Origin of the sequence: Leclercia sp. AS011 (assembly GCF_037152535.1) — a bacterium.
Classification (GTDB): Bacteria; Pseudomonadota; Gammaproteobacteria; order Enterobacterales; family Enterobacteriaceae; genus Enterobacter.
The window spans coordinates 1,954,370-1,966,989 of the sequence record NZ_JBBCMA010000001.1 but is presented as its reverse complement, the minus strand read 5'-3'; the positions used below and the strand labels follow the sequence as shown (position 1 = coordinate 1,966,989).

The following is a 12,620-nucleotide window of genomic DNA, read 5'->3' as shown; positions in this document are numbered from 1 at the left end:
TAAGGTTATGCCTGTGACGATTCGGAGAAAAGGGCTTTCTGCTACAAACGAAAGGGTTATTGATTTAGCGCAATTTTGGCGGCAGCAGGCTACCGCCAAAGAAGTATCAGGCGGAGAAGAAGGCCATCATGATTGGCACCAGCAGGCTTAAGATAAAGCCGTGGACGATGGCGGCTGGCACCATTTCCAGGCCGCCCGAGCGTTGCAGCACCGGCAGGGTAAAGTCCATCGAGGTGGCACCGCACAGGCCTAGCGCCGTGGAGCGGCTGCGGCGCACCAGACCCGGGATCAGCATAATGGCGATCAGCTCGCGGCCCAGATCGTTAAAGAAGGCGGCGCTGCCAATCACCGGGCCAAAGGATTCGGTTAACAGAATGCCGGACAGAGAGTACCAGCCAAACCCGGAGGCCATTGCCAGGGCGGTATTGAGCGGCAGGCCGAGGATAAAGGCGTTAATCACCCCGCCCACCAGCGAGCTCCCCACCACGATCACGGCGACCATCATGCCGCGCCGGTTGAGAACAATCTGTTTCAGGGTCATGCCGTTATTGCGCAGCTGAATACCAATCAGGAACAGCAGGAAGATCAGGGTATATTCGCTGGCCTCGGTGGCGTGCTGTAAGAAATCGAACCCGGTCAGCCCCAGCAGAAAACCGAGCACCACCACGCCGCAGAGTTTTAAAGACTCCAGCGCCATGGCGATACGCGAGGGTAATTTTTCCTGATGATGGTGGTTTTTCCACGGAATAACGCGTTCCAGCCAGAACAGGGCCGCGATATTACAGAGCAAAATAACCCCCATCGTAATGACGGAGTAATGCAGGATCGAGAGCAGGTTGGTCGCCAGATTATCGAGGAAGGCGAGGCTGATGCCCATAAAAAACAGAATGACGTAGACAATCCAGCTCAGTAAACGGTTGATCAGTTTTAAAGCAGACAGCTGACGAAGAGGAATGAGATAACCCACAATCAGCGGGATCAGAATGATTAAGAGTCCTGAAAACATGAACAACCGGTCCTTTATATGAGTGGCGCTGTGACACTACCCAATTCAGGCGGTTCAGTAAAGGTGAAAACAGTGCCGGGCGGCGCTTCGCTTGCCCGGCCTACGAAATACTGTCCCGTAGGCCGGGTAAGGCGTAGCCGCCACCCGGCACCACAACGCGCACAATCTTAATCTCGTTTTTCCAGTAGGGTGCGGTACAGCACGCCGCCGAGAATACCGCCGACAATCGGCATCACCCAGAACAGCCACAGCTGCTGCAATGCCCAGCCGCCCTGGAAGATGGCCACCGCGGTGCTGCGCGCCGGGTTAACCGAGGTGTTGGTCACCGGAATGCTGATCAGGTGGATCAGGGTCAGGGCCAGGCCAATCGCAATCGGGGCAAAACCGGCCGGGGCCTGTTTGTCGGTAGCACCGTGGATCACCAGCAGGAATCCGGCGGTCAGCACGATTTCAATTACGATGGCAGACAGCATAGAGAAGCCGCCCGGGGAGTGTTCGCCAAACCCGTTCGACGCAAAACCGCTAGCCGCAGCGTCAAAGCCGGTTTTACCGCTGGTAATAAGATACAAAATAGCGGCAGCAATAATTCCGCCAATCACCTGGGCAATAATATAGCCGAGAATATCTTTCGCCGGAAAACGACCGCCTGCCCACAACCCTAATGTTACCGCCGGGTTAAAATGCCCGCCGGAAATATGCCCCACGGCATACGCCATGGTTAATACCGTTAAACCGAAGGCCAGGGAAACACCGACAAAGCCAATACCTAATTCCGGGAAACCTGCTGCCAGTACCGCGCTGCCGCAGCCACCAAATACCAACCAGAACGTGCCAAAACATTCAGCTGCTAATTTTCTGAACATAACCACCTCAAAGAAAAAGCGCGCAATCCTGCGCCATTGTTATTATCGCCAACAGGGGCGATGATTTTTAAAACGCCCCTATTCTAAAATGAATATTCCTCCTCACCAGTTAAATAAATAAGGTAAGTTTGATTTAGGGCAATGTGTTGCGTTTCCTTAAAAATTAAGGCAACCAAAACCGGTTTAAATATCCGGCAGCAAGCGTATTCGGCGGGAACGGTTATTTCAAATGAAACTTACTCATCCAATTCTTAATTTATGGCTTCTGCTTTTTATTATTCCACCGACAATCGGGTGTCCGTCCGGGCGCGCTGACGTTATACTCCTGATAACTTAAAGGAAAAAGTTCATCTCTCCCGGAGGGTACATGTTGCTTGAACGTGTGGAAATCGTGGGGTTCCGCGGCATTAACCGTCTGTCGCTGATGCTCGAGCATAATAACGTGCTGATTGGGGAAAACGCCTGGGGTAAATCCAGCCTGCTGGATGCCCTGACGCTGCTGCTCTCCCCGGAATCCGATCTGTACCATTTTGTCCGGGAAGATTTCTGGTTTCCCCCCGGGGATCTGCTGGGGCGCGAGCACCATCTGCATATCATTCTTACCTTTCGTGAATCTGAGCCGGGCCGTCATCGCGTCCGTCGCTATCGCCCGCTGGCCGACTGCTGGGTGCCGTGCCATGACGACTACCAGCGCATCTTTTATCGGCTGGAGGGCGAACTGGCGGATGACGACAGCGTACTGACCCTGCGCGGTTTTCTCGACAATGACGGCAACCCGCTGCCGCTGGCGGATATCGACGAGCGGGCGCGCCATCTGGTGCGCCTGATGCCGGTGCTGCGCCTGCGCGATGCCCGCTTTATGCGCCGGATCCGCAACGGCACGGTGCCCAATATGCCCGACGTGGAGGTCACCGCCCGCGAGCTGGACTATCTGGCCCGGGAGCTGGTGGCCCGTCCGCAAAACTTAACCGACGGCCAGATCCGCCAGGGGCTGTCGGCGATGGTGCAGCTGCTGGAGCACTACTTTACCGAGCAGGGCACCTCGCCGGTGCGCAACCGGCTGATGCGGCGACGCTCCCACGACGAGCAGCGCAGCTGGCGCTATCTCGATATCATCAACCGAATGATCGACAGGCCCGGCGGCCGTTCGCACCGGGTGATCCTGCTGGGGCTCTTCTCGACGCTGCTGCAGGCCAAAGGCACCGTCCGGCTGGACAAGGATGCCCGCCCGCTGCTGCTGGTGGAAGATCCCGAGACGCGCCTGCACCCGATTATGCTCTCGGTGGCGTGGCACCTGCTGAATCTGCTGCCGTTACAGCGCATCACCACCACCAACTCCGGCGAACTCTTATCCTTAACCCCGGTGGAGCACGTCTGCCGCCTGGTACGCGAATCGTCGCGCGTGACGGCCTTCCGCCTTGGGCCGGGGGGGATGAACGCCGAAGACAGCCGCCGGATAGCTTTCCATATTCGCTTTAATCGCGCCTCCTCTCTGTTCGCCCGCTGCTGGCTGCTGGTGGAAGGAGAGACCGAAACCTGGGTGATTAACGAGCTGGCCCGCCAGTGCGGCCACCACTTCGATGCCGAGGGGATCAAGGTGATTGAGTTCGCCCAGTCGGGCTTAAAACCGCTGATCAAATTTGCCCGGCGAATGGGCATCGAGTGGCACGTGCTGGTGGACGGCGACGAGGCGGGCAAGAAATATGCCGCCACCGTGCGAGGCCTGATCAATAACGACCGGGAGGAGGAGCGCGAGCACCTGACGGCGCTGCCCGCCATGGACATGGAGCACTTTATGTACCGCCAGGGCTTCGCGGACGTCTTTCATCGGGTGGCGATGGTGCCCGACGATATTCCGATGAACATGCGGCGGGTGATCATGAAAGCCATTCACCGCTCCTCGAAGCCCGATCTGGCGATTGAGGTGGCGATGGAGGCCGGTCGACGCGGGGTAGAAGCGGTGCCAACCCTGCTGCGGAAAATGTTCTCCCGCGTGCTGTGGCTGGCGCGCGGGAGAGCCGATTAACGGCGGGTCGCCTGGTTGACCTGCTCAATCAGGCTGTCCAGCAGGGCAAAGCGGCGGCGGTACTCGGCGCGCTTTTTGCTGGCAATCTCTTCCATCGGTTTACGCGGCATCACCAGCGGCAGACGGAAGTTGCCCTCGTCGGTGCGCTCGCCGCCGAGGGACTCCCAGAAGCTATCGTAATCCGCCAGCAGTTTCCCCTCTTTTTTCTTGCGATAGCGCCAGCTGCGGTAGATGTGGGTGCTGTTGCTGACCGCCACGATCTGCTCCACGGCCAGGACGCTGCCCAGGGTCATGGCGGCCTCCACCAGCAGGCGTTTCGGGAACAGGCCATGACAGGCTTTGGTGGCGCTCTGGATCGCCTCGTGCGGCACAAAGGCTTTCGCCCCCTGCATCCCGCCGATAAACAGCGTCGCGGTGCCGTTAATCTGACACAGTGTGAAGGTTATCTCCGCCAGCACCGTCTGGTCGGTGTCGCAAAACGCCAGCGTGGCCTCACCCTCTTTATCCAGAAAAGCATCCGCGCACAGGCGCAGGGTAAACTGCCGATCGTCTTTGCCGGTCAGGGTCAGCAACGTCACCCCTTCCCGGGAGAGGTAGCCGTTCATCAGCGCGACCGGGAGCTGGCGCTGCAGGGTCTGATAGTGCCAGCTTAGCGCCTGCAGGGTTTGCTGACGGTTGATGGCAACGGACAGCCACGGACGGTGCAGGCGGCAGGGCAACCCCGGCTGAACCTGCAATAGCTGCAGCAGCTGCGGCTGCTGGGCCAGATTTGACAGCAGGCGGGCGGTGCTGAATGGCGTCATCAGCGATCGCAGCATAAACTTGCGGCGGTAGGCCGGATTGCGCCAGGCAAGTCCCGGGGTTAGCGTTCCGGAGGCCAGGCGTTGAAACAGCTGCCAGCCCGATTTGGGTTGTGGCTGATGGGTAAAGGATGATTCTGCGATGGATGACATAATAAATTCCGGTCTTGTTGCCAGATCTTCATTTCAGCAGGGGCTTTATCAACCTCTCCTCAACGATTTTCATCCATCCTGGAAAGCAGGGGTTCCGTTGAGGAACGGTTTAGTTAGAATCAACAGTTATGTAAGCCAGAATAGCTATTTGGAATATTTATGAACTTTAAGGGAAAACGCAGGAAGCTGTTTCTGCTGCTGGTGCTGATTGTACTGGTGGCTGGATTCTGGCTGTGGCGGGTGCTTAATGCCCCGGTGCCACACTATCAGACGCTGATTGTCCGTCCGGGCGAGCTGCAGCAAAACGTGCTCGCCACCGGCAAGCTGGACGCGCTGCGCAAGGTGGATGTGGGAGCCCAGGTCAGCGGCCAGCTGAAAACGCTGTCGGTGGAGATTGGCGATAAGGTGAAAAAAGGGCAACTGCTGGGGGTCATCGACCCTGAGCAGGCCGAAAACCAGATCAAAGAGGTAGAGGCGACCCTGATGGAGCTGCGCGCCCAGCGCAGCCAGGCCGAAGCGGAGCGTAAGCTGGCTCAGGTGACCCTGAACCGTCAGCGGCAGCTTGCCACCACTCAGGCCATCTCGCAGCAGGATCTGGATACCTCCGTCACCGAACTGGCGGTCAAGCAGGCGCAGATTGGCACCATCGATGCGCAGATCAAGCGCAACCAGGCCTCGCTGGACAGCGCCAAAACCAACCTCGACTACACCCGAATCGTCGCCCCGATGGCCGGGGAAGTGACGCAAATTACCACCCTGCAGGGGCAGACGGTGATTGCCGCCCAACAGGCGCCGAACATCCTGACCCTGGCGGATATGGGCACCATGCTGGTGAAAGCCCAGGTCTCCGAGGCGGATGTGATCCACCTTAAGCCCGGCCAAAAAGCCTGGTTTACCGTACTGGGGGATCCGCAAACCCGCTATGAAGGGGTGCTGAAAGACATTCTCCCGACCCCGGAGAAGGTGAACGACGCCATCTTCTATCACGCCCGATTTGAAGTCCCCAACCCGCAGGGGGTGCTGCGTCTGGACATGACCGCTCAAGTGCATATCCAGCTGGCCGGGGAGAAAAACGTGCTGACCATCCCGCTGGCGGCGCTGGGTGAACCGGTGGGCGACAACCGCTACAACGTGAAGGTGCTGCGTAACGGCGAGACCCGCGAGCGTGAGGTGAGCCTTGGCTCGCGCAACGACACCGACGTAGTGGTGGTAAAAGGGCTGGAAGAGGGTGAGGAGGTCGTCATCAGCGAGAGCCAGCCCGGGGCGGCGAAATGACGGCCCTGCTGGAGCTGAATGATATTCGCCGGAGCTACCCCTCCGGCGACGGACCGGTGGAGGTGCTGAAGGGCATCACCCTGCGAGTTGAGGCCGGGGAGATGGTGGCAATTGTCGGGGCCTCAGGTTCCGGTAAATCGACGCTAATGAACATTCTCGGCTGTCTGGATAAACCCACCAGCGGCACCTACCGCGTGGCCGGGACCGACATCGCCACCCTGGACAGCGACGCGCTGGCTAAACTGCGGCGGGAACATTTCGGCTTTATCTTCCAGCGTTACCATCTGCTCTCACACCTGAGCGCGGCGCAGAACGTCGAAGTGCCGGCGGTCTATGCCGGCGTGGAGCGCAAAAAACGCCTTGAGCGGGCGCAGGCGCTGCTGACCCGGCTGGGGCTGGGGGAGCGGGTCGATTACCAGCCTTCGCAGCTCTCCGGCGGCCAGCAGCAGCGGGTGAGTATCGCCCGGGCGCTGATGAATGGCGGACAGGTGATCCTCGCCGATGAACCGACCGGGGCGCTGGACAGCCACTCCGGGGAGGAGGTCATGGCGATCCTCCACCAGCTGCGGGATCAGGGGCATACGGTGATCATCGTTACCCACGATCCGCAGGTGGCCTCCCAGGCCGGGCGGATCGTGGAGATCCACGACGGCGAGCTGGTCAGCAACCCGCCGCCCACCCTCAACGCCACCCGGCGCCAGGAGGTAGCGCTGCCTCCGCCGTCCGGCTGGCGGCAGTTTGCCAGCAGTTTCCGTGAAGCGTTGACTATGGCCTGGCTGGCGATGGCCGCCAACAAGATGCGTACCCTGCTGACCATGCTCGGGATCATCATCGGGATCGCCTCGGTGGTGTCGATTGTGGTGGTGGGGGATGCCGCCAAACAGCTGGTGCTGTCGGATATCCGCTCCATCGGCACCAACACCATCGACGTCTATCCCGGGAAAGACTTTGGCGACGATGAGCCGCAGTATCAGCAGGCGCTGAAGTATGACGATCTGGCGGCGATCCAGAAGCAGCCGTGGGTCAACTCCGCCACCCCGGCGGTATCGCAGAACCTGCGTCTGCGCTATGCCAGTATCGACGTGGCCGCCAGCGCCAACGGCGTCAGCGGTGATTACTTTAACGTCTACGGCATGACCTTCAGCGAGGGGGGCACCTTCAATGCAGAACAGCTCGCAGGCCGGGCACAGGTGGTGGTGCTGGATGCCAACTCCCGGCGACAGCTGTTCCCCAATAAAGCGAAGGTAGTGGGCGAGATCGTGCTGGTGGGTAACATGCCCGCGACGGTGATCGGCGTGGCAGAAGAGAAGCAGTCGATGTTTGGCAGCAGCAAGATTCTGCGCGTCTGGCTGCCGTACACCACCATCTCCGGGCGCATTATGGGGCAGTCGTGGCTGAACTCCATTACCGTCCGGGTGAAGGAGGGCTACGACAGCGCCATGGCGGAGCAACAGCTCGAACGCCTGCTGACCCTGCGCCACGGGAAGAAAGATTTCTTCACCTGGAACATGGACGGGCTCTTGAAAACCGCGGAAAAGACCACACGTACTCTTCAACTCTTCCTCACGCTGGTGGCGATCATCTCCCTGCTGGTCGGGGGGATTGGGGTGATGAATATCATGCTGGTGTCGGTGACGGAGCGTACGCGCGAGATCGGCATCCGTATGGCGGTCGGTGCCCGGGCCAGCGACGTGCTGCAGCAGTTTTTAATTGAGGCGGTGCTGGTCTGTCTGGTAGGCGGCGCGCTGGGGATTACGCTCTCCCTGTTGATCGCCTTTACGTTGCAGCTGTTTTTACCCGGCTGGGAAATTGGTTTTTCACCGATGGCGCTGTTAACGGCCTTCCTGTGTTCTACCTTTACCGGGGTGCTGTTTGGCTGGTTACCGGCAAGAAATGCCGCGCGGCTGGATCCGGTGGATGCGTTAGCCCGGGAGTAAGTCTGTGGGCCCACAAATATTTGTAGGCCCGTGCAAGCGCAGCGCCGCCGGACAACAGGCCTTACGGAAGCCCACAAATAAAAATGCCAGCGCATCGGGCTGGCATTTTGAGTGCGGGGTGTACACAATGAAACAGAGGGCTACGCCACCGCTTCTGCTTCGACGGGCACAATAACGCTGGCATGATTGCCCTTTGGCCCGAGGTGTACATCGAACCGAACGGCTTGTCCGGCTTTCAGCGTTCTGTAACCATCCATCTGAATGGTGGAGTAATGCGCGAAGATGTCTTCGCCGCCGCCTTCAGGGCAGATAAAACCAAACCCTTTGGCGTTGTTGAACCACTTAACTGTACCCGTTTCCATGCTTCGACATCCTTCGTAAATCTTATTGAGTTAGATGTAATGAACCGGTGCTGGAGTGGGGGCTGTTCAAAACCTCGCCAACTCACGCCTGTACAATTTAGATAAACCAAAGGCAGCGTCAAGCATTTGCCGGGGAAGTGAGGGTAAAAATGCGTCAAAATTTGAAGCAGTTAACGCTATTGATGGGTATTGTGACAGACATCGCGGATGGCAATAATAGATGTGAGTTATCTGACATCTGAGGTAGATTCAGGTTATGTATAGCCTCCTGTCAGCATCAGCACCGCGACCGGAGAGCGTAAACGAAGATGACGACTGACAATGGGTAAGACGAACGACTGGCTCGATTTCGACAAGCTGGCGGAAGATAAAGTGCGCGACGCGCTAAAACCGCCATCTATGTATAAAGTTATGTTAATGAACGATGACTACACGCCGATGGAATTTGTTATTGACGTGCTACAAAAGTTCTTTTCTTATGATGTAGAACGTGCAACGCAACTGATGCTTACCGTTCACTATCATGGCAAAGCCATCTGCGGTGTTTTTACTGCAGAAGTCGCAGAGACGAAGGTGGCGATGGTGAACCAGTATGCAAGGGAGAACGAGCATCCGTTGCTGTGTACGCTGGAAAAAGCCTGAATAAGGCAATGAAAATTGGGGGAGGTGCCTATGCTCAATCAAGAACTGGAACTCAGTTTAAACATGGCTTTCGCCAGAGCGCGTGAGCACCGACATGAGTTTATGACGGTCGAGCACTTGCTGCTTGCACTGCTCAGCAATCCATCCGCCCGCGAAGCGCTTGAAGCCTGCTCCGTGGATCTGGTGGCGCTGCGTCAGGAACTTGAAGCCTTCATCGAACAGACCACACCTGTACTGCCCGTCAGTGAAGAGGAGCGCGACACGCAGCCGACGCTCAGCTTCCAGCGTGTACTCCAGCGTGCGGTATTTCACGTCCAGTCCTCCGGACGTAGCGAAGTTACCGGTGCCAACGTGCTGGTTGCCATCTTCAGCGAGCAGGAGTCGCAAGCCGCCTACCTGCTGCGCAAACACGAAGTCAGCCGCCTCGACGTGGTGAACTTCATCTCTCACGGAACGCGAAAAGACGAGCCGAATCAGGCATCGGATTCCGGCCATCAGGTCAACAGCGAAGAGCAGGCAGGCGGGGAGGAACGTATGGAAAACTTCACCACCAATCTTAACCAGCTTGCCCGCGTCGGCGGTATTGACCCGCTGATTGGCCGCGAAAAAGAGCTGGAACGGGCGATTCAGGTACTGTGCCGCCGCCGCAAGAACAACCCGCTGCTGGTGGGGGAATCGGGCGTCGGGAAAACCGCCATCGCCGAAGGGCTCGCCTGGCGCATTGTGCAGGGCGATGTCCCGGAAGTGATTGCCGATTGCACCATCTACTCGCTGGATATCGGCTCGCTGCTGGCGGGTACCAAATATCGTGGTGATTTTGAAAAACGTTTCAAAGCGCTGCTGAAACAGCTGGAGCAGGATACTAACAGCATCCTGTTTATCGACGAGATCCATACCATCATCGGTGCCGGTGCGGCCTCGGGTGGCCAGGTGGATGCCGCCAACCTGATCAAACCGCTGCTCTCCAGCGGCAAGATCCGGGTGATTGGCTCGACCACCTATCAGGAGTTCAGCAATATTTTCGAAAAAGACCGTGCTCTGGCGCGTCGCTTCCAGAAAATCGACATTACTGAACCGTCGGTCGAAGAAACGGTGCAGATCATCAACGGCCTGAAACCGAAGTACGAAGCGCACCACGACGTGCGTTATACCGCGAAAGCGGTGCGTGCGGCGGTGGAGCTGGCGGTGAAATACATCAACGACCGTCATCTGCCGGATAAAGCGATTGACGTGATCGACGAAGCGGGCGCGCGTGCGCGTCTGATGCCGGTCAGCAAGCGGAAGAAAACGGTCAACGTGGCGGATATTGAATCCGTGGTGGCCCGCATCGCGCGTATCCCTGAGAAGAGCGTTTCTCAGAGCGACCGCGACACGCTGAAAAACCTCGGCGATCGCCTGAAAATGCTGGTCTTCGGGCAGGATAAGGCCATCGAGGCCTTAACCGAAGCCATCAAGATGGCCCGCGCCGGGCTGGGGCATGAGCACAAGCCTGTTGGTTCCTTCCTGTTCGCTGGTCCAACCGGCGTGGGGAAAACCGAGGTGACGGTGCAGCTCTCTAAAGCGCTGGGTATTGAGCTGCTGCGCTTTGATATGTCCGAGTATATGGAGCGTCACACCGTTAGCCGTCTGATCGGTGCGCCTCCGGGTTACGTGGGCTTTGACCAGGGCGGTCTGCTCACCGACGCGGTGATCAAGCATCCGCACGCGGTTCTGCTGCTCGATGAGATCGAGAAAGCGCACCCGGACGTCTTCAACCTGCTGCTGCAGGTGATGGATAACGGGACGCTGACCGACAACAACGGGCGCAAGGCGGACTTCCGTAACGTGGTGATGGTGATGACCACCAACGCCGGGGTACGTGAAACCGAGCGTAAATCCATCGGCCTGATCCACCAGGATAACAGCACCGATGCGATGGAAGAGATCAAGAAGGTCTTTACGCCGGAGTTCCGTAACCGTCTGGACAACATTATCTGGTTCGATCACCTGTCTACCGAGGTGATCCATCAGGTGGTGGATAAGTTCATCGTCGAGCTGCAGGTTCAGCTGGATCAGAAAGGGGTCTCCCTGGAAGTGAGTCAGGAAGCCCGCGACTGGCTGGCGGAGAAAGGCTACGATCGTGCGATGGGTGCGCGTCCGATGGCGCGTGTCATCCAGGACAACCTGAAAAAACCGTTGGCTAACGAGCTGCTGTTTGGCTCGCTGGTGGACGGCGGTCAGGTGACCGTTGCGCTGGATCAGGCGAAGAACGAGCTGACGTACGATTTCCAGAGTGCGGCGAAGCACAAGCCGGAAGCGGCTCACTAAGTCTGTCGAGTGATGATAAAAACCGGGCGAAAGCCCGGTTTTTTTATGGTTTTTTACCGATGTGGCCGGGTTGGTAATTTTGGGTACCTGAAGCGATAAAGTTATTAAAGGTGAATTGATAGTTACAGCGATGACCAGGCCCGGCTGAAAATCGCCGAAGCGTTTCCGGAAGGCCGGGGCGAGGCGCATGGACGCGCCGAGAGGGCACCAGCCTGCATGGATGCAGGCTGGTGCCCGACCCGAAAGCCTGGAGGAATAAGCTGAGGGAACCGCGAAGCGGCGATTTTCTTTGCCGGGAGCCGGGGTTGCCATGGGGGAGGCGGCGAGCCCCCCTGGCACGTTCACCGGTTCAGGCGTATCAGAGAAGCAAGGAACGTAAGGTGAACGGAACGACTACTTAAGCCGCATATTCACCTTACCCAACATCAAAACTTTGCGAGTCATTATCCAGAATTTGAATGAAGATATTGCTGGATAAAACCCCAGTAATAGAATGGCGATGCACCTGCAAAATCAGGTGCCAGGATTGGCGTCCTGACCAAACCTCGGAAATGATGTTGCATGCGCAACCATCAGCGGTTTCGTTCACTCTTTTGAAAGCTGCGGATATAATCCGCATGTTCAGAATATGGTGGGCTGGGCCCGGGCTTCTCTGAAGCGCCGATTTTTCCGAGGGTAATCGGTACGCCAACCTGGTTCAGTCCACCGCCTGAGTTGGCGTTCGGGTGGTCAGCAAAAAATTACTTTCGGAGATTATGATTATGGATAATGACAGCATCACCCAGCTTTATAGCGAACTCGAACTCAGCACGCTCGATCTTTCCATCCTTGCCGCGCGCTGCAATCTGCTCACCGAAATCCTGGTCGATTGTAATTCGCTACCGCAAACGCAGCCCGTCTGCCGCTGTCTTGCGGCATACCTGGACGCATTCAGAAGTGAACTGGAAAAATCGATGAGCGATTTTCGCGTGCTTGAGGAGGATGAGATCCCACCTTCGCACAAACAGGAGTGGCTGCTGGACAGCACCGAAGCCCAGTGCGATTACTGCCGGGCGCTAAACCATGTGCTGCTGGTGTCGCATTTCGACCGCGATATGCTCCCGCATCTCACCGGCCTGCTGCACGAGATCAGCCATGCAATGTTGGCCGATCTGACCGTGGTGCATGTTCACTAAGACCGTTCAGAAAAACAAAAAGGCCGGGATATCCCGGCCTTGATTATTCTTACTACACTACGCCATTCGCGGCG

Annotated in this window: 10 protein-coding genes; 6 read left to right on the top strand and 4 right to left on the bottom strand. The window is 57.7% G+C overall.

The window, feature by feature from the left end; all coding sequences use genetic code 11:
* Window positions 1–106: 106 nt before the first annotated feature.
* Window positions 107–1,006, bottom strand: a complete 900-nt coding sequence (locus tag WFO70_RS09335; protein ID WP_337015784.1) for a lysine exporter LysO family protein — start codon at window positions 1,004–1,006, stop codon at window positions 107–109.
* 167 nt (window positions 1,007–1,173) lie between these two features.
* Window positions 1,174–1,869, bottom strand: coding sequence for an aquaporin Z (aqpZ, locus tag WFO70_RS09330; RefSeq protein ID WP_337015783.1), 696 nt, complete (start codon window positions 1,867–1,869; stop codon window positions 1,174–1,176).
* Between the two features lie 367 nt (window positions 1,870–2,236).
* Here aqpZ and WFO70_RS09325 point away from each other — a divergent pair, with 367 nt between their 5' ends.
* Window positions 2,237–3,895, top strand: coding sequence for an ATP-dependent endonuclease (locus WFO70_RS09325; RefSeq protein WP_337015782.1), 1,659 nt, complete (start codon window positions 2,237–2,239; stop codon window positions 3,893–3,895).
* Here the strand turns inward: WFO70_RS09325 and WFO70_RS09320 are convergent.
* On the bottom strand, window positions 3,892–4,848 hold the full coding sequence (locus WFO70_RS09320) for a VirK/YbjX family protein (protein ID WP_337015780.1): 957 nt from the start codon (window positions 4,846–4,848) through the stop codon (window positions 3,892–3,894). The two genes, WFO70_RS09325 and WFO70_RS09320, sit on opposite strands and share 4 nt — an antisense overlap.
* A gap of 159 nt (window positions 4,849–5,007) precedes the next feature.
* On the opposite strand from WFO70_RS09320, the gene macA reads away from it, so the two are divergent.
* Both macA and macB read left to right on the top strand, forming a co-directional pair.
* Window positions 5,008–6,123, top strand: a complete 1,116-nt coding sequence (macA, locus tag WFO70_RS09315) for a macrolide transporter subunit MacA (protein WP_337015778.1) — start codon at window positions 5,008–5,010, stop codon at window positions 6,121–6,123.
* The gene (gene macB / locus WFO70_RS09310) at window positions 6,120–8,060 is read left to right on the top strand and encodes a macrolide ABC transporter ATP-binding protein/permease MacB (RefSeq protein WP_337015776.1); all 1,941 of its coding nucleotides are present in this window, start codon (window positions 6,120–6,122) and stop codon (window positions 8,058–8,060) included. Before macA ends, macB begins: the two co-directional genes overlap by 4 nt.
* 140 nt (window positions 8,061–8,200) lie before the next feature.
* On the opposite strand, the gene cspD is transcribed toward macB, so the two are convergent.
* Complete coding sequence (gene cspD / locus WFO70_RS09305; protein ID WP_271282086.1) at window positions 8,201–8,422, bottom strand: cold shock-like protein CspD; 222 nt, start codon at window positions 8,420–8,422, stop codon at window positions 8,201–8,203.
* 321 nt (window positions 8,423–8,743) lie between these two features.
* On the opposite strand from cspD, the gene clpS reads away from it, so the two are divergent.
* The 3 genes from clpS to WFO70_RS09290 all read left to right on the top strand — a co-directional run bounded on the left by clpS (window position 8,744) and on the right by WFO70_RS09290 (window position 12,546).
* Window positions 8,744–9,064 (top strand): ATP-dependent Clp protease adapter ClpS, encoded by a 321-nt coding sequence (gene clpS / locus WFO70_RS09300; protein WP_032617325.1) that lies wholly within the window; start codon window positions 8,744–8,746, stop codon window positions 9,062–9,064.
* Between the two features lie 30 nt (window positions 9,065–9,094).
* Window positions 9,095–11,371 (top strand): ATP-dependent Clp protease ATP-binding subunit ClpA, encoded by a 2,277-nt coding sequence (clpA, locus tag WFO70_RS09295; RefSeq protein ID WP_032617326.1) that lies wholly within the window; start codon window positions 9,095–9,097, stop codon window positions 11,369–11,371.
* 761 nt (window positions 11,372–12,132) lie between these two features.
* Entirely contained in the window at window positions 12,133–12,546 is a 414-nt protein-coding gene (locus WFO70_RS09290; protein ID WP_337016651.1) for a hypothetical protein, read from the top strand.
* The last annotated feature ends 74 nt before the right edge of the window (window positions 12,547–12,620 follow it).